At 70.1% G+C, this 22420-nt stretch carries 22 protein-coding genes; 12 read left to right on the forward strand and 10 right to left on the reverse strand.

The annotated features are described in order from the left end of the window. Window positions 1-594 precede the first annotated feature (594 nt). Window positions 595-1008, forward strand: a complete 414-nt coding sequence (locus ACFYW8_RS30645) for a VOC family protein (RefSeq protein ID WP_389084053.1) — start codon at window positions 595-597, stop codon at window positions 1006-1008. On the opposite strand, the gene ACFYW8_RS30650 is transcribed toward ACFYW8_RS30645, so the two are convergent. Together ACFYW8_RS30650 and ACFYW8_RS30655 are read right to left on the reverse strand one after the other, a co-directional pair. Beyond that, window positions 975-1478 (reverse strand): hypothetical protein, encoded by a 504-nt coding sequence (locus ACFYW8_RS30650; protein ID WP_365879746.1) that lies wholly within the window; start codon window positions 1476-1478, stop codon window positions 975-977. The genes ACFYW8_RS30645 and ACFYW8_RS30650 overlap by 34 nt on opposite strands. A gap of 326 nt (window positions 1479-1804) precedes the next feature. Next, window positions 1805-2419: a dihydrofolate reductase family protein gene (locus ACFYW8_RS30655; RefSeq protein WP_389084060.1), complete on the reverse strand. Its 615-nt coding sequence runs from the start codon at window positions 2417-2419 to the stop codon at window positions 1805-1807. Window positions 2420-2989: 570 nt separating this feature from the next. On the opposite strand from ACFYW8_RS30655, the gene ACFYW8_RS30660 reads away from it, so the two are divergent. Beyond that, window positions 2990-3817, forward strand: coding sequence for a class I SAM-dependent methyltransferase (locus tag ACFYW8_RS30660; protein WP_389084064.1), 828 nt, complete (start codon window positions 2990-2992; stop codon window positions 3815-3817). Window positions 3818-4022: 205 nt separating this feature from the next. On the opposite strand, the gene ACFYW8_RS30665 is transcribed toward ACFYW8_RS30660, so the two are convergent. Continuing rightward, window positions 4023-4340, reverse strand: a complete 318-nt coding sequence (locus ACFYW8_RS30665) for a hypothetical protein (protein WP_389084069.1) — start codon at window positions 4338-4340, stop codon at window positions 4023-4025. 119 nt (window positions 4341-4459) lie between these two features. Between ACFYW8_RS30665 and ACFYW8_RS30670 the strand changes: the two genes are divergently transcribed. Next, window positions 4460-4588, forward strand: coding sequence for a hypothetical protein (locus ACFYW8_RS30670; RefSeq protein ID WP_389084074.1), 129 nt, complete (start codon window positions 4460-4462; stop codon window positions 4586-4588). A gap of 35 nt (window positions 4589-4623) precedes the next feature. On the opposite strand, the gene ACFYW8_RS30675 is transcribed toward ACFYW8_RS30670, so the two are convergent. Then, window positions 4624-5172 (reverse strand): putative immunity protein, encoded by a 549-nt coding sequence (locus ACFYW8_RS30675; protein ID WP_365879737.1) that lies wholly within the window; start codon window positions 5170-5172, stop codon window positions 4624-4626. A 928-nt stretch (window positions 5173-6100) separates the two neighbouring features. Between ACFYW8_RS30675 and ACFYW8_RS30680 the strand changes: the two genes are divergently transcribed. Further along, a complete protein-coding gene (locus ACFYW8_RS30680) occupies window positions 6101-7015 on the forward strand; it encodes an alpha/beta fold hydrolase (RefSeq protein ID WP_389084079.1) in 915 nt (304 codons plus the stop codon). A 552-nt stretch (window positions 7016-7567) separates the two neighbouring features. Here the strand turns inward: ACFYW8_RS30680 and ACFYW8_RS30685 are convergent. Continuing rightward, the gene (locus tag ACFYW8_RS30685) at window positions 7568-8440 is read right to left on the reverse strand and encodes an NAD(P)H-binding protein (protein ID WP_389084084.1); all 873 of its coding nucleotides are present in this window, start codon (window positions 8438-8440) and stop codon (window positions 7568-7570) included. A gap of 90 nt (window positions 8441-8530) precedes the next feature. On the opposite strand from ACFYW8_RS30685, the gene ACFYW8_RS30690 reads away from it, so the two are divergent. Further along, complete coding sequence (locus ACFYW8_RS30690; RefSeq protein WP_389084088.1) at window positions 8531-9271, forward strand: TetR/AcrR family transcriptional regulator; 741 nt, start codon at window positions 8531-8533, stop codon at window positions 9269-9271. Between the two features lie 243 nt (window positions 9272-9514). Here the strand turns inward: ACFYW8_RS30690 and ACFYW8_RS30695 are convergent, their stop codons facing one another. Beyond that, complete coding sequence (locus tag ACFYW8_RS30695) at window positions 9515-10375, reverse strand: helix-turn-helix transcriptional regulator (RefSeq protein WP_389084094.1); 861 nt, start codon at window positions 10373-10375, stop codon at window positions 9515-9517. A 126-nt stretch (window positions 10376-10501) separates the two neighbouring features. Here ACFYW8_RS30695 and ACFYW8_RS30700 point away from each other — a divergent pair, with 126 nt between their 5' ends. Then, window positions 10502-11497: an aldo/keto reductase gene (locus ACFYW8_RS30700; protein WP_365879729.1), complete on the forward strand. Its 996-nt coding sequence runs from the start codon at window positions 10502-10504 to the stop codon at window positions 11495-11497. Window positions 11498-11652: 155 nt separating this feature from the next. Here the strand turns inward: ACFYW8_RS30700 and ACFYW8_RS30705 are convergent, their stop codons facing one another. Genes ACFYW8_RS30705 through ACFYW8_RS30715 form a run of 3 tightly spaced genes read right to left on the reverse strand, consistent with a single transcriptional unit; the run spans window position 11653 to window position 13950 of the window. Beyond that, window positions 11653-12486 (reverse strand): fumarylacetoacetate hydrolase family protein, encoded by an 834-nt coding sequence (locus ACFYW8_RS30705; RefSeq protein WP_389084102.1) that lies wholly within the window; start codon window positions 12484-12486, stop codon window positions 11653-11655. A gap of 10 nt (window positions 12487-12496) precedes the next feature. Continuing rightward, window positions 12497-13378: a fumarylacetoacetate hydrolase family protein gene (locus ACFYW8_RS30710; protein WP_389084107.1), complete on the reverse strand. Its 882-nt coding sequence runs from the start codon at window positions 13376-13378 to the stop codon at window positions 12497-12499. Beyond that, window positions 13375-13950 carry a carboxymuconolactone decarboxylase family protein gene (locus tag ACFYW8_RS30715; RefSeq protein WP_389084113.1) on the reverse strand — a complete coding sequence of 192 codons (576 nt, stop codon included), beginning with the start codon at window positions 13948-13950 and terminating at the stop codon, window positions 13375-13377. The genes ACFYW8_RS30710 and ACFYW8_RS30715 overlap by 4 nt, the downstream gene beginning before the upstream one ends. Before the next feature lie 130 nt (window positions 13951-14080). Between ACFYW8_RS30715 and ACFYW8_RS30720 the strand changes: the two genes are divergently transcribed. The 6 genes from ACFYW8_RS30720 (at window position 14081) to ACFYW8_RS30745 (ending at window position 21534) form a co-directional block, all read left to right on the forward strand. Further along, window positions 14081-14839 (forward strand): SDR family NAD(P)-dependent oxidoreductase, encoded by a 759-nt coding sequence (locus tag ACFYW8_RS30720; protein ID WP_389084118.1) that lies wholly within the window; start codon window positions 14081-14083, stop codon window positions 14837-14839. Window positions 14840-14850: 11 nt separating this feature from the next. Next, window positions 14851-15630, forward strand: a complete 780-nt coding sequence (locus ACFYW8_RS30725; protein ID WP_389084123.1) for an SDR family NAD(P)-dependent oxidoreductase — start codon at window positions 14851-14853, stop codon at window positions 15628-15630. Window position 15631: 1 nt separating this feature from the next. Beyond that, the gene (locus ACFYW8_RS30730; RefSeq protein ID WP_389084127.1) at window positions 15632-16915 is read left to right on the forward strand and encodes an amidohydrolase family protein; all 1284 of its coding nucleotides are present in this window, start codon (window positions 15632-15634) and stop codon (window positions 16913-16915) included. Further along, window positions 16912-17700 (forward strand): alpha/beta hydrolase fold domain-containing protein, encoded by a 789-nt coding sequence (locus ACFYW8_RS30735; protein WP_389084131.1) that lies wholly within the window; start codon window positions 16912-16914, stop codon window positions 17698-17700. Before ACFYW8_RS30730 ends, ACFYW8_RS30735 begins: the two co-directional genes overlap by 4 nt. A gap of 274 nt (window positions 17701-17974) precedes the next feature. Continuing rightward, window positions 17975-18937: an alpha/beta hydrolase gene (locus tag ACFYW8_RS30740; protein WP_389084136.1), complete on the forward strand. Its 963-nt coding sequence runs from the start codon at window positions 17975-17977 to the stop codon at window positions 18935-18937. Next, entirely contained in the window at window positions 18934-21534 is a 2601-nt protein-coding gene (locus ACFYW8_RS30745; RefSeq protein WP_389084141.1) for a family 78 glycoside hydrolase catalytic domain, read from the forward strand. The genes ACFYW8_RS30740 and ACFYW8_RS30745 overlap by 4 nt, the downstream gene beginning before the upstream one ends. On the opposite strand, the gene ACFYW8_RS30750 is transcribed toward ACFYW8_RS30745, so the two are convergent. Then, entirely contained in the window at window positions 21524-22345 is an 822-nt protein-coding gene (locus tag ACFYW8_RS30750; protein WP_389084145.1) for an IclR family transcriptional regulator, read from the reverse strand. The two genes, ACFYW8_RS30745 and ACFYW8_RS30750, sit on opposite strands and share 11 nt — an antisense overlap. Window positions 22346-22420 lie beyond the last annotated feature (75 nt).

Here is a 22420-nt window from a genome sequence, read left to right on the forward strand (position 1 = left end):
GTGCGGACGCTGCAACGAGGGGGCGACATGGGCGGGCTGCCACGGTGGCTTCAGCTGTCGTTCGCAGAGAACGGGGCCGCGTGTCGAGCGCGTGGAACCAAGGTGGTGTTGTGGCTCAGGCCTGTCGATGGCCCCCTGACCGTCCAGGGCCGTAAGCCCACTGCCGACGTGAGGGTGCCCGCCGAAACGGGGAGCCGGTGCGGCAACGCCGTCGTGAATGCCGAGGGCTGGGGCCGTCTCATGGGGATTGATGACCTGGCCGAAGCAGTTTGGCAGGCAGACATTCACCCGGATTCACGGGGCTGATTCGACGCGGTCATCGGGCACTTGCTGGGTCGGGTCGAATCGACGGCCGAGGTACCGAGCTGGGCCGAAGGCTGAAAGCCGCTGTGGCGGTGCGGCTGACGCGGGCAGGGCGAGGACCCGCGCGAGGGCCGCCCGACGAACCTCCTCAGGAGACTGTGAGGTCGTGGACGGGCCGCCGTTTCGATCGTGCTCGACAGCGGACGAACGCCGGGTGTTAATCAGTTGACCGGATGACGCGGCTGGGTCAGGCTCCAGCCCGACCGCCTTCCCCTGCCGGGAGACCGACGGATGACTTCTCATCTGCACGCGCTCTGCTTCGATGCCCACGACCCGCTCCGTCTCGCGGATTTCTGGGCCGCCTTTCTCTGCTGGGAGAGGTCCGAGGACCCCTCCGCCGGCATCACGCTGCTGCCCAGCGACGACACCGGGTTCCGGCTCCGCTTCCTCCCGGCCCGGGAGCCGAAGGCCGGCCGGAACCACATGCACTTCGACCTGACGAGCACGTCCCTCGACAACCAGAAGCAGGCGGTGGACAGGGCGCTCGAACTCGGCGCCCGGCACATCGACGTCGGTCAACGTCCGGAGGAGGGGCATGTGGTGCTCGCCGACCCGGACGGTCACGAGTTCTGTGTGCTGAAATCTGGCCGACCGGCGGAGGAATGCGCCACTCACGCAGGCTTGGCTGCCATCAGTTCGAGGTAGTGGCGAGCAAGGTCCAGGTAGCGGGTGCTGTCAGTGACAAGGTCCACTCGGGTGGCCGGAGCGCCGTGGTCGTCGGTGAGGACGGCTTCGGCGGCCTGAAAGAGGTGGAACACGCAGTGGAGCTGTCCGTCCCCTGCGCCCTCCCCGTATCCGGAATCCCCGGGGACCGTGGGAACGCGGACGCCCCACGGTCCCTCGATCTCCTCCTCTGTCGCCAGGCCGGCCAGGTCCGCGAGCACCGAAGCCTGAGCCCTCGCCGTCCCGACGAACTGATCGGCTGCCGGGAGCTGGGAGAGCTCCACACCGCCGGCGGCGAACGCCTGGACATCCGCGTCCAGCGCCGCCTCAAGCCCCCGCACCGCCACGGCCCAGATGTCCGCCCATACCGCCACCGTCCCGGGCCGTGCAGCCTTCGCTGCCGACTTCAGCGTCTCCAGTGCAGTCAGCAATTCAAGATCAGTGGTCCTCATGACGAGGATCCTGCCTCACCGCGTACAGGCTCACGCTCGGAGAGCGGCACCTCTTTGAGAGCGGGCGGTTTCGCCCAGCCGAGTGCGCTCAGGTCAGGGTGACCGGATCGGCAGCGCGCCGTGCCTCAACGGGTCAGGGCCGACGCGGCCCGCATGCTCGACCGAGCCGCCCCTCAATCGCGCAGGTCAAGCGGCAAGATGAGTGCCTGACGGCATTCCGTGAATCGGGGGGGCGTACGGTCGGGCGCCGCTGCTGAAACGGCTGAGGAACGGGTGGCCGGCCAGGCGCCACCGGCTGCTCGATGCGAAGCTCCTGGGCGCCCTCGTCAGAGGACGTCGTAGGTCAGGTGCGTCGCGGTCGATGTCGGGGTCACGCTCCGCTGCACCAGCGTGCGCGGCACTCCGCCGGTGAACAGGGGCGTCCCGGCGCCCAGCACGACGGGTGCCAGGTGCAGAGACAGCGTGTCGACCAGCCCGGCGTCGAACGCCGACGCGATCGTGGCGCCGCCGCCCATGAGGACGACGTCGAGGTCGTTGCCGCTGTCCGACGACGCCGCCTCGGCGCGCTCCCGAGCGGTGGTGACGGCGTCAAGAAGACCAGTGGTGACGAACGTCCAGTCGAGGTCGGTGAGCCGCACCGACCTCGGGGGCGAACTCGTCACGACGACGAACGCGGGCCTGCCGACCTCGCCGGCTCCATAGCCGGACTCGTCGCCCCAGCCGTTCGGCCCGTCCACCAGGTCGAAGAGCCGGCGGCCGAGGACGACAGCGCCCGAGCGTGCGGTCCCCTCGCGCAGGATCCGGTGGTCGTCGGGGTCGTCGGAAAACGCCCAGGTGTGCAAGGCCTCGCCGCCGGTGCCCAGACCGTTGTCCGGGCCGGGGCCGGGCCCGGTGACGAATCCGTCGAGGGAGACCGAGATGTCAGCGATGATTCGAGTCATACCAGGGCAGACCCGCTCCGCTGCCCAAACTCATCGCTCACGCGTGAAGCGTTCCCAAGGCCCGCGGCACGCGACCGGCGAAAGGCCGCCCCGACAGCGCCCGTGTCCGAACGGATGTGAAGTCGCGAGAGCGCCGGCGTGGTGACCTGCGGGGTGAAAGCCGTGCGCTGGGCGACGCGCGACCGGTCGCGCGGAACGACCTCGCACCTTGCGTGTCCGCTGAGCTGACGCTGTCGGTGCGTCCCACCTGGGTGAAGCCCACTCACTGGCGGACCTCGGAGCCGATGTGTCCGCAAACGCTGAGCTGCGTTCCTGAGCGGGGCAGTGGCTGCCCGTCCGATGTGCCGACGGACGGCCGAGACTCGAAGCCGGCGTCAGCCGGCTCGGAAGTCCCATCCGGGATTCGAAGGCCGAGGTTCTTCCGGACCGGGGCCGTGCTGGACGGGATCGTGGCGAAGGTGGGGAGCGGCGGAATCGGGCTTCGCCGGCACAACGGGCTGCGGCAGCCTGTCAGCGGTCGCCGGTAATCCGGTGGCGTGTCCGTGGACGAGCCTCATAGGTTGTGCGCTCGTGACGGAAAACCCGATGATGCGCCCGAACCAACGCGACCTCGGCCGGGTGTTCAACGAGGTGCCGGAACTCTACGACCGGGTCAGGCCGGGGTACCCCGACGAACTGTTCGCGGACCTTGTAGCCGTCACCGGCATGGACGACAGGTCGTCGGTACTGGAGGTGGGCTGCGGTACCGGCCAGGCGACCCGCTCTCTGGCGGCGCTCGGATGCTCGGTGACCGCCGTCGAGCCGGGCGCGGAAATGGCCGCACTGGCCCGGCGGCGGATGGCCGCCTTCCGTAACGTCGAAGTCGAGACGTCGACACTCGAGGAGTGGGACGACCGCGGTCGACGCTTCGATGTTCTTGTGGCCGCCTCGTCGTGGCACTGGGTCGACCCGTCGGTCGGCTGGCGCCGAGCGCACGACGTACTCCGTCCCGGAGGTTGGACGGCGCTGCTCGGCCACGTCGTTGTCCGCCGGCCGGGAGAGCCCGAGGTGTACGCAGAGACCGCGGATCTCCACGAGCGGTTCTGCCCCGGGAACCCCGACTGGTGTCATCCGCCGCTGGAGGAGGACGTTCGCGCCACCGACGAGGGCTGGGGCCTGGTCGACGATCCCGGAGGGTTGTTCGGCCCGACGATCGTGCGCTGGTACCCAACCGTTCAGTGGTTCGACGCGGACGGCTTCGCCGATCTCCTCCGCTCGACGTCGCTGTACCGCAGGCTCGCCCTCGACGTCCGTGAACCCCTGCTCGATGCCATCGCCGAACGCATCCGCACGCGGATGGGCGACCGGGCGTCACGCCGCTATCTGAGCGTCCTGCGTGCCGGACAGCGCACCAGGTGAGGCCCGGGGCCGATCTCCGAACCACCGGCCCCGGCCTGTGTGCTTGCGGATGTGAGCCTCGGCTCCGGCAGGGGACGGCCGCCTGAGCTCTTTCGAATGCCTCGCAACTCCCTCGTTCGGGGCGCGGGATGTCGCGAGGCATTCACGGGTAGGCCGGCCGTCGCGAGGCTAGAAGACTCCCTCGCGCGCTACAGGGCCTCGGTCGCTACAGGGCGTGGTGCAGCCAGCGCTGGAGGACGTCGTTGACGTCTGCGGGCAGAGAGCTGATCTGGTCGATGACTGCACGGTCTTCGGGCATCGGCGGGATGCCCGCGGCGGTGAGTGTCGCATGCAGGGCGAGGCGTCGCTGGTCGTGCGGGTCGAGGGTGTAGCCGAAGCGGCGGGCGGCGTCGGGCGGCGGCATGTGGGAGTCGACGTCATCGCGGGGCCGGTCCGGAGCCGCCCAGGCGCTGTCCCGGGAAGGTGCGGCATAGGGGTCGACGAAGGCGCAGGAACCAAGGGTCTCGCTGTTCCAGGGGGTCATCTCTGTCTCCTCACCAGGCGAGTTACGAACTACCGGTCCAGAGTCCCGCGAGGACCACTTCGGTTGCGTCCACGGCCACAAGTCACGCTGACGGAGCCATCGGAGGCTGATCACCTCGTGTGACCGGCAGACGGCAGCCGATCGCCGAGCTCGACCGCGACGAACTGCTCAAGGCGGCATGCGCTCCGATGCACGCGGACATCGAGGACGAGGAATCGTGGGCGGACGAACCTCGAATCAACCGCTGACGGATGTGAGGCCCGCTCCGCCTGGACGCTCAGAATCACTCAGCGATGGTGAGTGAACGAAGGTCAGCGTCCAGCATGCGGATCAACTCACCGACCCGTCCGCCGCCACTCGGCGCCGCCGGGAAGCGTTTGAGCACGTCAATGACGACTGGTGTCGCACGATGCACCGTCTGCTCGATACTTTCGGCACCAACGCTCCGATCGTCGCCGTCGACGAGTTCGGCCGCTCTGGCCGCGTAAGCGCCAGCTCCGAGGATGTGCTTGACCTGGGTGGCCTTGGCCAACGGATGCAGGTAGGCGGCGCCTGCCGCAGACATCGCAGCCCACGCTGCCTCTCGGGCAGCCGCAGTATCCGCGCCCTTGGCCGCTTTGAGGGCCGCCGATGCCGTGTCGCGCAGAGACTTCCCGCGTTCGCCGCCCCGGGCGAACTCCCACGCGGCACTGATCGCGTCTCGAGGCCGCGAGTCGTCCGGCTGATCGGCCTCGAATACCTCAAGCGCCGCCTCAGCACAGGCCGCAGCGAACGCGGCGATCTCACGAAGGTCCTGCTTGCTCAGAACGATCTCGCTCGCGTCCCCTGTCATGGGTTCCATCTTCCACGATTGCGCCGGCCCGATAGTTGGTGGGGACGGCTCCGGGCTTCATAGGCCGACTGGCTCCCAAGCAGACCGGATCGCCGAACCGCTGAACCGGCTCGGGACGCGAGCATTCACCGGCTCGCAGAAGGCCGCCCGGCCACAGCGAACGGAAGACGAGCAGCCGACCGCTGACAGACGATCTACTTCTCAGACAGCCGCCCACGACCAGCGCGAGTACCCCGAGATCCGGTCATACCAGCCCTTGGACCAGCGAATTCGAGTCGGCTGAGGCCCAGTGACGGCGACAAGGACACCGACACTCACCAAGTCCCCCTCAGGCGCAATGTCGACGGCCAGTGGCAGGTGTGCATCGAGTACATGGGCGTCACGAACCCGAAGCGAACCACACTGAGGTCCGGCATCACGGAGCTGCCGGCACAGCAGATCTCGTCCCTCCGCGAGTCAACGGACTTGAGCAGGCCGTTCGCGGCCTTCACCGCAGCGAGACGCACATTGTTCCGGCCCTCGCCACCCCGCAGTTCCAGCGGCTCGGCTCGGCTCTCCGCTGCGGGTGGCCAGGGCCGAGATGAACCTCGCCGGGTACTAACCTCCCACCCCGGGCGCAGGACTGCGGAGCGCGCACAGGCACTTGCTGCGGCGCCACCAGCAGCCGTCGCTGGAACGCTTGGAAGCCCGGCCGTACTTCATCACCATGCCCCCGCGCCGGTTGAGGGACTTCCAGGCCGAGTTGGTGCAGTCCTCGGACGGTGTTTGCAAGCACTTCTTGGGGTTCCACCGCACCGACGAAAAGTGGCTCCGCGGTGTAAGAAGCTGATCTGACTCCACTCGGTGGGCGATGGGCGGAAGTCGGGCGCTGGGCCTCGCGGTGAGAGGGGGCCTGACGCGATAGGCGGAACCGTGCAAGGCTCGACGGATGGACGTCATCGCGCAGGCAATGTCCGCCATGATCCCCGGTGGGGTGAAGCGCGGTGAACTGGACCGCGGGGGGCGCGTGTTGCGCTGGGTCGAGGCGGGTGCCGACGGCCCGACAGTGGTCCTGGAAGCGGCCAGTGGCACACCCGCGCTGACCTGGACTCCGGTTCTGTCCGCGCTTGCCGAGCACACCCGTGTCATCGCTTACGACCGAGCCGGGCTCGGCGCGAGTGATCCCGCCATGCCGGTCACGATCGACACTGGGGTCGACGACCTGAGCGCGCTCTTGTCCCATACGGGAAACGGGGCATGTGTCCTGGTCGGCCACAGTTGGGGAGGCATGCTGGCCCAACTCGTCGCCTGGGCCCACCCGAAGCTGATAGCGGGGCTGGTCCTCGTGGACCCTGCACACGAGGACTTCCAGCCCTGGACCATCCGCGCAGCTGAAGCGGTACTTACCTGGCCGTCCGCCCTGAGGAGGGCCCTCGGGTTGGCTGATCACTCTTTTCGCGAGCAGGCCGCGCGGGAAGCGGGCAAAAGGAGCAGCGATCCACGCGTCCAGCACCTGCTCGTCGAGGCGGAGCTGGCCTGCAACGCGCACGAGTACCAAACGCGCACCAGAACTGCGGAGAGCCGACTGCTCAGCACCCACATCCCGGCTGTCCGGCGGCTACGTGCCTGCTCGCAGCTGCCCGACGTGCCCGTGATCATCCTGAGTGCGACCCGGGGTCTACCGAAGGGCCTGCGGACTCGGTGGACCTCGTTGCAGGCCCAGATCGCCGCCACGACCGTTCGAGGCGAGCACGTCGTGGTGCCCGACGCAGCCCATTACATTCACGACAGTCAGCCCGAAGCCGTCACGACAGCGGTGCTCACCGTTGTCGCTCTGGCACGGGACGGGCAAGCCTCGCGATGAGGAGCAACCCACAGCAAAAGCGCGAAGGCTTTCGATGATCAGCAAGTCGTGCCATTACCTACCGCGCCGACCCACTGCCGCCGCCAGCGGAATCACCCGATCGAAGCGGGGCCAAATCGCCTTGGCTAAAGGGGCATGACTCCCCTCCCGCACGCCCCTTCCGGCACGCCCCTTCCGGCCTGCCCATGGAGCCGAAAGAAGTCCGTGCAGTGAAGCCCAGAGGAAGTGCTTACAGACACCCAAAGCAGCGCCGCGAAGCCGACAGGGGCCTGGGCACGAGGACCGGCGCACGGACCGGCGCCACTGCCGCGTCGCCAGTCAGCAGTCTTGTTCAACGACCGGAATGATCCGGACGACAGGACCTGAACGCCGTCGTGGTCGGCAAGTCGGCCGTGCCAGCAACGCCGACCCCGACCGCGTAGCGCGGCCAGGTGGATGCTCGCGCCCATCCCGTGCCCCAGCGCGCGACTGAACCTTCCCCCCGTGGTCTTGGACACCCGAGGCCCGCCGAAGGCGACGCGACAAGGGCCGGTTCTACGAACTCACGGCCGGTCAGCGTCCCTCGCCGTTCGTCAGTCGCTCACGCAGGACCGTGCCCAGGGCGACGGGTTCGCGGCCGAGCAAGGTGGCCAGTGTCGGGTCGACGGCGGCGAATTCGCCGGCACGGCTGGCCGCGAAGATGCCGAGCAGTTGGTCTGCCATCTCGCCGGGGGCGCCGCCGTCCACCAGCTGCTGCCGGAACTGGCCGTCCGGTGCCGTGGTCCTCGTCATGGCGCGGCCAGTGACCTCGGCGGCGATACCGGTGATGTCGTCGAAGGTCAGCGCCTGGGCCGCGGTGAGCGGGGGCGTCGGACCGTCGAAACAGCCTTCGTCGGCAAGGACGGCGGCGGCCGCGTCGGCGAGGTCGGCGTGCGCGGTCCAGCTGACCGGTCCGTCCGAGGGAAGCACGACCTGGCCGGACCGCAGGGCGTGACCGAGGAACTGCATCGCGCTGGAGGCATAGAAGCCGTTGCGCAGCGAGGTGAACGGCACGCCGGAAGCGCGCAGTGCTCCCTCGGTGGCGGCATGGTCGCGACACGCCTGGAAGTGCGACGAGGCGCCGGCGCCCATGTGGCTGGTGTAGAGGATGCGGCGGGCACCGGCCGCGACGGCTGCGTCGATGGCGGCGCGGTGCTGCCGCACGGCCTCTTCGCCCATCTTGTCGACGGAGACGATCAGAACCTGGGAGGCGCCCTCGAAGGCGTGGGCGAGGCCGGCGGCTGCGGTGAAGCCGCCTTGGCGCACCCGTACCCCCCGGTCGGCGAACGCTTTCGCCTTCCGGGGGTCGCGGACACTGACGCCGACTCCGGACGCAGGCACACGAGTCAGCAGCCGTTCGACGATCTGGCGTCCGAGCTGTCCGGTGGCGCCGGTCACGATGATCATGTTGTACTCCAACGGTATGGTTCCAGTGGAATCAATTTCACAGTACCATCGATATTAACGTCGGAAACGCAGATGCTGTACCGTCGATATATGCCACCAGGTTCACGCTTCAGGGACGGCGCCTCCGCCGCCGAATCCGAGACCGCAGGGCGCGCGCAGACCCGTCAGCGGATCATTGAGGCCGCCGCCGACCTGCTGGCGCGAGAGGGTCGCGACGCGGTCACCACCCGCGCGGTCGCGGTCGCGTCACATCTGCAGCCGCCCGCCATCTACCGGCTGTTCGGCGACAAGGACGGGCTGCTCGAAGCGGTGGCCGAGCACGGCTTCGTCACGTTTCTGGCGGCCAAGCACGTCGACCCCGGCCCGCAGGACCCCATCGAGGACCTGCGGGCCGGCTGGGACCTGGCGGTCGAGTTCGGTCTGGCCAATCCCGCGCTGTACACCCTGATGTACAGCGAGCCCACGAGGTCCACGTCGGCTGCCTTCAAGGCCGGCATGGAGATTCTCATGGGCCGTATCCGGCGCCTCGCCGTGGGCGGGTGGCTGCGCGTCGACGAGGAACTCGCGGCCCAGATCATCCATGCCACAGCGCGCGGCGCGGTGCTCACCTGGTTGTCCCTGTCCGAAGACCGGCGCAATCCAGCCCTGTTGACCGTCCTGCGGGAATCCATGGTCACCGCCGTGACCAACCAGGAGCCGGCCGTGCAGGACACGGGCCCGGCAGGCGCCGCCCGCGCCCTGCACGCCGCGCTGCCCGAACAGACCATTCTCAGCGGCGCGGAACAACATCTGCTGAGGGAGTGGCTCGACCGCATCGCCTCCGACGGTTGAGGCGCGCCGGTTCCGGCATCGGCGCGGGCTGCGTCCCCGGCGCAGCCCGGCCTGCCTGGTCCCGTGGCCCGCTCGCAGACCGGACCTTGCCGCCGCTGCGGGCCTCAACCCTCCCCGGGCGTACGGCCATGCCGAACGCCGTGAACTCCTCCGGACCCGATTCCCGCCCAGCCGCGGAGTCGCCTCAACCGGCTCCGAGGACCGGCATGTCCGAACCGAGCCGGTGCCCCACGGCCGGCTGGTTCATCGGGCCGTCGGGCCCGTCGCCCCGGTCGGGAACTCCTCGACACCGATGACCCGCAACAGCTCCAGCCGTTCGCGGGCCTCGGCGTCCGCCGGGGTCAGCACCAGCAACTGCTGGCGCTGGTCGGGCGTGACCAGGGTCTCGCAGTCCATCCGCACAGGGCCCACCTTCGGGTGCAGGAAGGTCTTGCGGTCGGCGCGCCGGACCGCCACCTCGTGCTCGGCCCAGATCCGGCGGAAGTCGGCGCTCGCGGCCCCCAGCCGGTCGACCAGTCCGGCGACCATGGAGTCGCCGGGGCGGCGGCCGGCGGCCGCACGCAGGTCGGCCACGAGCTGGCGGGCGTGGTGTTCCTGTTCCTCGGGCGGGCAGACGGCTCGGGCTGCGGGGTCGGTGAACCAGCGGAACGCGATGTAGCGCCGGTCGCCGGAGAAGCCGGTGTGGTCGCCCGTCAGCAGGACGGAAGCCCGGTTCTGGGCGAGGATCTCGCCCAGGTCGGACAGCACGAGGGCCGGGGTGTCGCCGAGCAGGTCGAGCATGCGGATCAGGCCGGCGCGGGCCAGGCGGGCCGCTCCGTCCGCGGGTGGCGGCTGCCGGCCGGCCAGGTGGAACAGATGGTCGCGCTCGTCCTCTGACAGGCGCAGGGCCCGGGCCAGCGCGCCGAGCAGCTGGACCGAGGGCTGGCTGCTGCGGCCCTGCTCAAGGCGTACGACGTAGTCCACCGACATTCCGGCGAGCGCGGCCACCTCTTCCCGGCGCAGGCCTGTGGTGCGGCGGCGGGGGCCGTCGGCGATGCCGACCTCGGCCGGGCGCATCGCCTCGCGACGGCGGCGCAGGAAGTCGGCGAGCTCCTCACGTTGCATGTCCCCATGGTCCTCGCAGCGGGAGAACCGATCCAGGGAGCGGCTCTCCCAGGATGAACGCTCCGCTCCCGCGCCTCGCGGCGCGGGCGCACAGTGGGTGGCAGATCGACGACGAAGGAGAGCGTGATGCAGACACGAAACCTGGGCACGACCGGCCCGGCCGTTTCCGCGCTGGGCCTGGGCGCCATGGGCATGTCGGGCGTGTACGGCGCGGCCGACCGCACGGAGAGTATCGCCACCGTGCACGCCGCACTGGAGAACGGCGTCACGCTGATCGACACCGGCGACTTCTACGCGATGGGCCACAACGAACTGCTGATCGCCGAGGCGCTGCGCGGCCGGAATCGGGAAAGTTACCAGCTGAGCGTGAAGTTCGGCATGCTGCGAGGGCCGGGTGCGCAGTTCGGCGGGACGGACGGCCGCCCCGAGGCGGTGAAGAACTTCCTGGCCTACTCGCTGACCCGCCTGGGCACCGACCACATCGACATCTACCGTCCCGCCCGGCTGGACCCGGCGGTACCGATCGAGGAGACGGTGGGCGCGATCAAGGAGATGATCGACGCCGGGTACGTCCGGCACCTCGGCCTCTCCGAGGTCGACGCGGCGACGATCCGCCGGGCCCATGCCGTGCACCCGGTCGCCGACCTGCAGATCGAGTACTCGCTGATCTCCCGCGCGGTGGAGGCGGACATTCTGCCCGCGCTGCGGGAGCTCGGCATCGGCCTGACCGCGTACGGCGTCCTCGGCCGTGGCCTCATCTCCGGGCACTGGTCCGCGGGCCGCACCGCCGGCCCCGGCGACAGCCGCGGCTTCAGCCCGCGGTTCTCCAGCGGAAACGTGGAACACAACCTCGCGCTGGTCGAGGCACTGCGCCGCGTCGCCGAGGTGAAGGGCTGCACCGTCGCCCAGCTGGCCATCGCCTGGGTGAGCGCCCAGGGCGACGACATCGTGCCGCTGGTCGGCGCCCGCACCCGGGAACGGCTGGCCGAGGCGCTGCCCGCGACGGAGCTGGTCCTCACCGCGGACGACCTCGCCGAGATCGAGAAGGCGGTGCCGCCGGGCGCGGCGCGTGGCGACCGGTACCCGTCCGCGTTCATGTCCGGTCTCGGCGCCGGCAACTGAGTCCGCCGTCGGCGCCCGGCCAGTACGCCGAAACTCCGACTGCTCTCACCGCGGCGTGGATGTGCCCGGCGACCGTGCGTGTCGTAGCCGCGGTCCGGGCCATGACGAAGCGGACCCGCGCCGGCCTCCTGGGCGGCAGCCGGCACGGGCGGCGTTCACCGGAAGGTCTGACGCATCTCGCCCAGGCCGTCGATCCGGCTGACCAGGACGTCGCCGGGGCCGAGGAACCGCTGCGGAACGCGACGGTTGCCCACCCCCGCCGGGGTCCCCGTGAAGATCAGGTCGCCGGGGTGGAGCGGGCACACCCCGCTGATGAACTCCACCAGCTCCGGAACGGAGAAGATCATCTCGCTGGTGCGGGCCGCCTGGACGCTCTCGCCGTTCAGCAGGCACTCGATCGCGATGTCGTCCCGGTCCGGCAGCTCGTCGGGGGTCACCAGCGCGGGACCGGTCGGGCCGAAGCCCGGGTACGACTTCCCCAGCGAGAACTGTGGCGGTTTGCCGGTGAGTTGGAGGACGCGTTCGGAGAGGTCCTGCCCCACGGTGAGCCCGGCCACGGCGTCCCAGCCTTCACTCGCGGACACCCGATGGCAGGGCGCACCGATGACGGCGACCATCTCCAGCTCCCAGTCGACGTTGCCCTCGGGCAGTTCGACCTCCGCGGCCGGGCCGACGACACAGCTGGGGAACTTGGTGAAGAGCAGAGGGATCTCGGGCGGCACGTAGCCGGCTTCGGTGGCGTGCGGACGGTAGTTCAGCGCCACCGCGAAGACCTGGCGGGGTCGCGGGACCGGCGCGCCCAGATCGGCGGTCCGGTACGGGCTCGCCGCGGGCAGCTCGGCGCTCTCGGTCCAGGTCCGGAACTCGGTCCAGTCGGTCAGAACGTCCATGGGGTCCGGGCCGAAGCGTCCCGAAGAGGCATCGGCGATGTCGATCGCGCCGTCCTCGGTGAGCAGGACGGCGCGGTCGGCCAGCGTGGCTATGCGCATCTGCTCCGCCTCAGTTCGCCGGGCCGTAGAGGTCGATGGAGAACGGCTCGGTGTCGTGCGCGTCCTTCCAGCCGATCACGTGGTTCCGCAGGGTGCCGACGCCCTCGATCTCCGCCTCGATGCGGTCACCCGGCTTGAGGTAGAAGTCGAACGGGTTCGGCTGGACGGCGGCGACGCCCGAGATGGTGCCGGTGGTGATGATGTCTCCGGCCGTGTACCCCTGGGCCGAGTGATAGGCGACCAGGTGCGGGATCGAGATGATCATCTTCTCGGTGTTGCCGGTCTGCCGTCGCTCGCCGTTGACCCGGAGCTCCATCGCGAGCGCGTGCGGGTGGGGGACCTCGTCCTTCGTGACGATCCAGGGGCCGATGGGGCAGAAGGTGTCGATCGCCTTCGAGAAGGAGAAGACGCCCGACTGCATCTCACGGCGCTGGATGTCACGCGCGGTGATGTCGTTGAAGATCGTGTATCCGGCGATGTAGTCCTCGGCCTCCTCCGGGCCGAAGAACTTGCCGCTCCTGCCGATCACGATGGCCAGTTCGAGTTCGTAGTCGAGCTCCTTGGTGAGCCCCTCGGGGTACACGATCGGCTGGTCGGGACCGATGATCGCGTCGACGTTCTGGAAGAAGACGATCCCCTTGTGCACCGGGTGGGACCAGTCGACGGCGGTCAGCTCGTCGTGGTGGTCGATGAAGTTGCCGGCGGTGTGGAAGAACTTCTTGGGCACGATCGGCGCCCGCAGGGTGACCTCCCCGAGGGGGAATCGGCGCCCGGTCTCCACGGCCTTCCCTTCCTGTTCGAAGTAGTCGCGCATCGACGGGACGTCGAGCTCGACGACGGTCTCGCCGTCGACGTAGCCGACCTGATCGTCGTTGAAGGTCACGAGTTTCATGCGGAGTCTCCTGGTGGTTCGACGCGGAAGACGCGCAACTGCAGCGCGAGCGTCGCGTAGTAGCCCACCAGCGTGGTGAGCTCCACCACTGCCTCGATGCCGTTCAATGAAACGGCTCGTTCGAAGACGGTGTCGTCGGCGTCACCAGTCGCGGCCAGGACCCGCACCAGTTCGAGGGCCGCTGCTTCGGAGGGGTCCGCGAGGTCAGGCGGCGTGCCGGCGCTCACCGCGGCGATCTCCGCGTCGGTCAGACCCGCGGCCCGGCCGATCGGCTCGTGGGCGTAGCGCTCGAAGGCCGAGTCCCACCGGGCCGCGACCACGAGGATGGCGAGTTCACGGATTCGACCGCTCAGAGAGGTCCGGTAACGGATCGCCGAGCCCAGCTCCTGGAGGGCCGCCCCGACCCCGGGTGCGAACAGCATCGCGTTGAACGGGCCGTTGAGTCCTCCCTCTGCGTCGGTGAGGGCGAAGAGCTGGGGACCGCCGGCGCGGGGCCCGCCGGTTATCGCGTCGTAGAGGGGGCGTTGGCCGAGGTCGAGTTCACCTGGGGTGAGGCGGGGCAACCGAGTCATGGCGCCCAGTGTGGTGCGCGCACGGGAGCACACGCAGTGCTGTGCCGAGCAATGGCATCGAACCTCCGCACGTTCCAATGATTGAAACGAACGTAGTGCGGATCACACGCCATCGCCTTTCATCCCTCGCATGGATGACTGGCTCGGACTCGATCATCGCGCGGCCTTGGTGGCCGGTGCCGGCGGCATCGGTGCGGCTGCGGCCCTCGGCCTCGCCGAACACGGTGCACGCGTGACCGTCACGGACGTCGACGAAGGGCGACTCGCCGCCCTCGCCGAGCAGGCCGTGCAGGCGGGCCTCTCGATCGCGACCCGCGCGGCCGACCTCACCGACCCCCGGAGCGCTCGCTCCGCGGTCGCCGGGACAGCCGAGACGATGGGCGGCCTCGACGTCTTCGTGCACGCGGTGGGCATCAACGACCGGCGCCCGGTGCTCGAGACGCCCGACGACGTCTGGGACCGGATCATCGACGTCAACCTCAAAAGCGCCGTGTGGAGCGCTCAGGCGGCCGGCGCTCTGATGGTGTCCGGTGGCTACGGCCGGATCGTCCTGCTGTCCTCGGTCTCCGGAATGCTGGCGCACGCCGACCACGCTCCGTATGCCGCCACCAAGGGCGGTATCAACCAGCTCTGCCGCGTCATGGCTCGCGAGTGGGCGCCGCACGGCGTCACGGTCAACGCCGTCGCGCCCGGTTACACCGAGACCGACCTGACGCGCGCCTACCTCGACAGGCCCGGCGTGCGCGAAGGCATGGTCGGTCTCGTTCCGGCCGGCCGGCTGGGCACCGCCGACGATGTCGTCGCACCCCTGCTGTTCCTCTGCTCCCCGCAGTCCGCGTTCGTGACGGGTCACGTCATGTACGTCGACGGCGGCCGCACCCTCGTCTGAAAGGCGGACCCATGAATCATCCGCAGCGCTTCACCGGCAAGGTCGTCCTGGTCACCGGTGCCGGCACCGGCCTCGGCGCCGAGATCGCCGTGCGGGCGGCCCAGGAGGGCGCCGACGTGGCGATCCACTTCCGGAACTCGAAGGCGGGCGCACGCCGTACGGCCGACCGCGTCGAGGCCGAGGGGCACGACGCCTTCCTCGTCCAGGCCGACATCGTCGAATGGGCGCAGATCGCGCGCATGGCCGACGAGGTGTGGGGCCACTTCGGCCGGGTCGACGTGGCGATAAACAATGTGGGCGACATGGCCAGTGACCAGATGTCGTGGCGTGAGATCACCGAGGAGGCGATCGACCACACGCTCGCCGTCGATCTGAAGGGAACCTTGTTGTGCACCCACGAGTTCGGCTCCCGGATGCTCGAACAGCCCGACGGCGGCTCGATCGTCAATGTGGGCTCCACGGTCGTGGTCCGCGGCAGCGCACGGGCTCCGCAGTACGCGGCCGCGAAGTACGGCGTCCTCGGCATCACGAAGTCGTACGCTCAGGCGTTCGCGCCCAAGGTCCGGGTGAACACCTTCGCGCCCGGCTTCATGGAGACCGAGCGCATGCTCAACCGTGAGGACTACAAGAACGGACGCGGCGAGAAGCTGCGGGAGATGACCCCGATGCGCCACATCCCGAAGCCCGAGGAGGTCGCCGGTACGGCGCTCCTCCTCGCGACCGCGGACGCCCAGCACATCACCGGCAGCTACTTCGTCGCCGACGGCGGCTACAACATGATCGGGGCCTGAGATGTCCGAGCAGCGCATCCTCTTCGTCGACGGCAACGTCTTCGACGGCTCGGGTGCCCCCGCCGTCCGTGCCGATGTGGTCGTCCGTGGAGAGACGATCGAGGCGGTCGTCGCCGGCGGTGGCGTGCGGACGCAACCGGGCGACCAGGTCGTCGACTGCACGGGCAGGACGGTCATGCCGGGCATGATCGAGTCGCACTGCCACCTCACCTTTCCCTCGGCCGTCGGTCACATAGATTCCTCCTTCAACCCGCCGCTGGACGTCAGCTTCTTCCATCACATGCCGTCTCCGGACGAGCACCTCGAGCTCGCGAAGCGCAATGCGCGCATCCTCCTCGACCAAGGCTTCACCAGCGCCTACTCGGCCGGCTCGCTGACCCCCGTGCCGACCGAGGTGATCCTCCGCGAGCAGATCAAGGCCGGCGCCGCGGTGGGACCGCGGATGCGTGCCGCGTCGTTCGAGCGCGACAACAACCCGGTGCGGATGGGCCCCGACGGCCCGCGCGAGCAGAAGACGGGGCCGGACGCGGTGCGCGCGTTCATACGCGAGCAGGCCGCGATCGGCTTCGACAGCGTCAAGCTGCTGATGAGCAACGACGACGTCTTCTTCGAGGGCGGGTCGATGGTGACGCAGTACAGCGCCGAGGAGGCGCGGGCCGCCGGCGAGCAGGCGCGCGAGTCCGGTGTCTGGCTCAACTGCCATGCCCAGAACCCCGAGTCGATCAAGCGGGCGGTCACCAGCGGCTTCCGCTCGATCTATCACTGCTCCTACGCCGACCAGGAGGCGATCGACCTCCTCGACGAGGCGAAGGACTCGGTCTTCCTCTCGCCGGCCGTCGGCATCATGTGGGCCAACGTCCACGAAGGCGAGGAGTTCGGCATCGACACCGCGATGGCCCAGAGGATGGGCTCGGTGAAGGCGCTCGACGCGATGACGAAGCTCTACCCCGAGCTCCGCAGGCGCGGCCTGCGCGTGCTGCCGGGCGGCGACTACGGCTTCCCCAACAACCCGATCGGCCGTAACGCCCGCGACCTCGAACTCTTCGTCGAGCTCTTCGGCTACAGCCCGCTCGAAGCACTCAAGGCGGCCACCTTCCACGGAGGTCAGGTCCTCGACCTCCCGGTCGGCCTCCTGGCGCCGGAATACCTGGCCGACATCCTCGTCGTGGACGGCGACCCGACGCGGGACGTGACGGTGCTGCAGGACGCCGGGAACCTCGTCGCCATCGTGCAGGGCGGCCGGTTCCACAAGGGCGCCGAGCAGCTCACGCGCGGTACGGCATGAGGCGGTTCGACGGCATCGAGTACGGCGCGATCCCGGGCTTCCGCCCGCTCGAACTCGACCTGTACCTGCCCGACGCGGCATCCGCGGCGGGCGCTGTCGAGGTGCCGGTCATCGTCCACGTGCACGGCGGTGGATGGCGACGCGGTTCGCGTCGCCGTCCGCTGCCGCGCCTGGGTGAGGACTTCTACCCCGCGATGGTGCGGGCGGGCTTCGCGGTGGCGGCGATCGACTACCGGCTCAGTGGCGAGGCGCCCTACCCGGCCGCGGCCGACGACGTTCGCGCCGCGGTCGCGGCCGTCGCAGAGCTCATGGCGCCCCACGGGGTCGGCGCGGGGCAGGTGTTCCTCTGGGGCGACTCCGCCGGCGGGCATCTCGCCCTGCTGGCCGCGCTGACCGGCTCCGCCGTGGCCGGAGTGGTCGCGTGGTTCCCGGTCACCGACCTGACCGCCATGCCCGACCCCGCCGATCCGCACACGCGCGAGGCGCTCTTCCTGGGAGCGCCGGCCGCGAAGGTCCCGGACCTCGCCCGCGAGGCCAGCCCTGTCCACCACGTGCGTGCCGACGCGCCGCCCGTGCTGGTCATGCACGGCGACAGCGACACGCTGGTGCCGACCGCGCAGAGCGTCGGCTTCGCCGCGGCCCTGACCGCGGCGGGAGGGTCCGCGCAGTTGCAGCTCGTGCCCGGCGCGAGCCACTTCTGGGACGGCGCCGAGGACGTGACCGCCCTGCACCAGCAGTCGCTCGCCTTCTTGCGGAAGCTCGTCACGCCATGGCCCGTCCGCTGATCCCGGGATTCGACCCGGACCCCGGCGTGGTGCGGGTCGGTGACGACTACCACCTCGTCACCTCGTCGTTCGAATACCTGCCGGCACTGGTGCTTCGAGACCGCCAAGGCGTTCACGGGCCGGGGCGTCGGGCGGTTCGCGACCGAGGGCGAGGTCCGGGTCCGCCGGCTCCGGTACTCGGGCCGGTCCTGACGTTCCGTTCAGTCGGTCCTGGCGTTCCATTCAATGGAGCGGCCAGGTGACGTGGATCAGCGCGAACGGAACGCTGCGACGCATGCCGATTCATCCTGAGTCCCTCCAGCGCTTCGCGCACATCGAGGGTGTTCCCAGCATGCAAGCCTTCTTCGAGGACCCGCAGTACGCCGAGCGGCGGGTGGCGTTCGAGTCCTGGCCGGACTACGAGGTCCCCGACGTCACGGTTCGCGCGGCGGAAGCGCCCGGGCCGCACGGTCCGGTGCCGGTACGGATCTACGGCGAGCGTCCAGGAGCGACCGGGCGCCCCGCACTCGTGTGGATGCACGGCGGCGCCTTCATGATGGGCGACCTGGACATGCCCGAGGCGGACTGGACCTCGCGGGAGGTGGCGCGGCGGGCCGACGCGGTCGTGGTCTCGGTCGACTACAGACTGTGCCGGAACGGCGTGCACTACCCGCTGCCCCACGACGACGTCGTGGCCGCGGTGCGCTGGGTCCGCGAGAACGCGGCCGATCTGGGTGTCGATCCCGGATGGATCTCCGTCGGCGGGGCCAGCGCGGGCGCGAACCTCGCCGCCGGAGCCGCCCTGAAGCTGCGCGACGAGGACCGCCGGCCCCCCGCCCACCTGATCTTCGCCTACGGCGTCGCCCACGCGGTGCTCCCGCCGCTCGGACCCGAGCTGGCCGAGCTGATGAGCCACGTGCCCCAGGTGCTCCACTTCCCGCCGGAGGCACACGGCTTCTTCAACCGGAACTACCTCGGCGGCCCGCTCAGCAAGGCCGACGGATACGCTTTCCCGATCCTGTCCGACCTGCGAGGGATGTGCCCGACGCTGGTGCTCAACGCCGAGTACGACGACCTGAGGGTCTCCGGCGAGGCCTTCGCGGCGGCGCTCGCGGCCACGGGCGTGGACGTGCGCCAGGTGATGGTGCGCTCGATGATGCACGGCTACCTCAATCTCCCGGCCACGTTGGGGCCGACCGCCGACGCGCTGGACCTGATCGCAGCCACGGTCGGCGGGCCTGTGCCGGTCAGGGCATGAGCGCGCCGACCGCGCTGGCCGTCGAACATCTCGGTTCTCCGCTCGGGCTCGGTGAACCCGCGCCCCGGCTGTCGTGGCGGCTCCCGGAGAACACGCTCGCCCAGACGGCGTACCGGATCCGGGCGGAGTTCGGTGGCGTGGCGCACTTCTCGGACTGGGTCGAGTCCGCCGGGAGTGTCCTTGAGGCATGGCCGTTCGATCCGGTCGGGTCGGCGCAGCCGGTGAGCTGGCGGGTGCGGGTGCGGACCGATCGAGGGGAGTCCGGCTGGTCCGCCGCGGCGAGTTTCGAGACGGGCCTGCTCGCCGCCGAGGATTGGACCGCCTCGTGGATCCGGCCCAGCGAACCCGACCCGCTCCCCCAAGTCCCGCGCCCCGCTTATGAGTTGCGTGCTCGCCTGGTCATCCGGCGGCCGCTGCGCCGCGCTCGGCTGTACGCGACGGCGCATGGTCTCTACGAGACCTTCCTCGACGGGGTCCGGGTCGGCGATCTGGAGTTGACCCCCGGGTACACGCACTACTCCGCCAGGGTGCCGGTTCAGGCCTTCGACGTCACCCCGCTGCTCCGGCCGGGGTCGGTCACCTGGACGGCGCTGCTCAGCGACGGCTGGTTCCGCGGTCAGGTCGGGATCTTCCGTGCCGTCGATCAGTGGGGCGAACGCACGTCGTTCCTCGCACAGTTGCATGTGGAGTACGCCGACGGCGCCACCGAGGTGTTCGGGACGGACGCGGGCTGGGAGTCACGGCCGTCGAGCCTCGCCCGCGCCGACCTGATCGACGGTGTGACCGACGACCGGCGGGCCACCGACGCGGTCGGACGGCGCCCCGTGGAGCCGGCCGACCTGGGCTACGAGACGCTGTTCTGGTCGTCGGCGCCACCGACGCGACGCATCCAAGAGCTACGGCCGAGGTCGGTCGTACGACGCGCCGACGATCGGCAACTGGTCGACCTGGGCCAGAACATCAACGGCTGGGTCCGTCTGAGCAACCTCGGCCCGGCGGGCAGCGACGTGACGCTCGTGCACGGGGAGGCGCTCGATCCGGACGGCGATCTCACCACCGACCATCTCAGACCCGCGGTGCCGTTCCTGCCCGCGCCGCTGCCCGCCGGGCAGGTCGACCGCGTCATCTCCGCCGGTCGGCCCGGAGACGTGTTCGAGCCGCGGCACACGACACACGGCTTCCAGTACGTCACCATCGAGGGGCATCCCGACGATCTGACACCGGAGGATGTCACGGGCGTCGTGGTGCACAGCGATCTGCGCCGCACCGGGTGGTTCTCGTGCAGCGACGACCGGATCAACCGGCTCCACGAAGCCGCCGTGTGGAGCTTCCGCGCCAACGCCTGCGAGATCCCCACCGACTGTCCCCACCGGGAGCGGGCGGGGTGGACCGGCGACTGGCAGCTCTACGCGCCGACGGCCGCGTTCCTGTTCGACGTCGCCGGATTCTCGGCCAGATGGCTGGGCGACGTCGCGATCGAGCAATGGCCCGACGGCACGATCGCCAACATCTCGCCGCACGGCCCCGCGGAGGGCCCGCACGGTCCCACCGCGGCGTTGCAGGGTTCGGCCGGCTGGGGTGACGCCGTCGTCATCGTGCCGTGGGAGCTGTACCGCGCGTACGGCGACGAGCGGATCCTGGCCGATCTGTGGCCGAACATGGTGCGCTGGGTCGGCCGTGCCGAGCGGATGACCGCCGCCGGGCGGCACCCCGGTCGCACCGGCCCCGAGGCGGCGCACGAGCGCTACCTGTGGGACACGGGCTTCCACTGGGGTGAGTGGCTGGAGCCGGGCAACGAGGTCGACGACTTCGGTGCCTTCGTCGCCGGCGACAAGAGCGATGTCGCCACGGCGTACTTCGCGCATTCGGCGGGGCTGATGGCCCGTATCGCCGAGGTGCTCGACAAGCCGGCGGAGGCTGCGCGGTACGCCGAGCTCGCCGACCGCGTCATTGCCGCCTGGCGCACCGAGTTCCTCGCCGCCGACGGCACGGTGCGCCCGGCCACACAGGCCAACCTCGCGCGAGCGCTGACCTTCGGGCTCATCCCGAAGGAGGCCGTGCCGAACGCCGTGGCGCAGCTTGTCGGCCTCGTCCGGGCCGCGGACACCCATGTCGGCACCGGCTTCCTGGCGACGCCCTTCCTCCTGCCGGTGCTGGCCGAACACGGCGAGACGGATCTTGCCTACGAGCTCCTGTTCCAGGACGGTCCGCCGTCCTGGCTGCACATGCTCGATCGCGGCGCGACCACGATGTGGGAGCGCTGGAACGGGATCGCGGACGACGGCACACCCCACGAGTCGCTCAACCACTACTCGAAGGGAGCGGTGATCAGCTTCCTCCACCGCCACACCGCGGGGCTGCGGCCCCTCGATCCGGCCTACCGCCGCTTCCGGGTGGCCCCGCTCCCGGGCGGCGGTCTCACCGCGGCCTCCGCAGCGCTCGACTCGCCCTATGGGCGCGTCGGTTCGGCCTGGCAACTCAGTGGCGGCCGGTTGCTTCTGGAGGTCGTCGTGCCCCCGGGCACGACCGCCGAGGTCGTCCTGCCCAACGGGGAGGCGGCTGTGGTCGGCCCTGGCCGGCACACCTTCACGAACTGAGTGCCGCCGGTGGCAGGGCCGCGCTGGGGGCGCCGAGGGCGCGCGAGATGCCCTGCGCGGCGATGCGCACCGCGTAGGTGAGCCGGCGTGGCTGCGCCTCCCGTTCGGGGAGCAGTACGCCGATCGCGGCGACCGCTTCGTCGTGCTCGTCGAAGATCGGCGCCGCCACCGCCACCAGCGTCTCCAGCTCGGTACGCCGGAAGATGGCCACCCGCTCCTTGCGCACCTCGGCGAGCGTGCGCCGCATCGCCGCGGCCGGAATCAGCGCCTTGTCCGGCTCGCTGTGCAGCGGCCGCGCGAGCAGTTCGTCCTGCACCTCGCCGGGCGCGAAGGCGAGGAGGGCCAGCCCCATGCCCGTCGCGTGCAGGGGCATCTTGCCGCCGACCCGGTACCGCACCTGGACCGCCCTGTGCGCCGAGAGACGCTCGACCAGTGTCGCCTCCAGACCGTCGCGGACCGCGAGCTGCACGTGCTGACGCGTGACCGCTCCCAGGTCGCTCATGAAGGGCAGAGCTGTCTGGCGCAGACCATGACCGCGCGGAGCGAGTGAGGCAACCTCCAGCAGCCGCAGGCCGATCGAGTACCGGCCGGCTTCGTCCCGTTCGAGAGCACCCCAGGCGAGCAGCCGGTTGGCCAGCCGCAATGTCGTGCTGACCGGAATGCTGCTGAGGACGCTCAGCTCGCGCAAGGTCAGGTGCCGCCGCGTCGCGTCGAACGTCTCGAGCAGCGACAGCGCCCGGTCGACGACCGGTTCTCCCTGCGGTGGTCGCTTGCCCCGGCGTGGGGCCGGGGCGGTAGCCGTCTCGCTCACGAAATAGCACCTTCCGATTAAGGGCGCGTTTCAATCAATGGCAATCATTGCTGACTTGTGTGACCGGCGCCACTC

This window comes from Streptomyces sp. NPDC002742 (genome assembly GCF_042888885.1).
Lineage (GTDB): Bacteria > Actinomycetota > Actinomycetes > Streptomycetales > Streptomycetaceae > Streptomyces.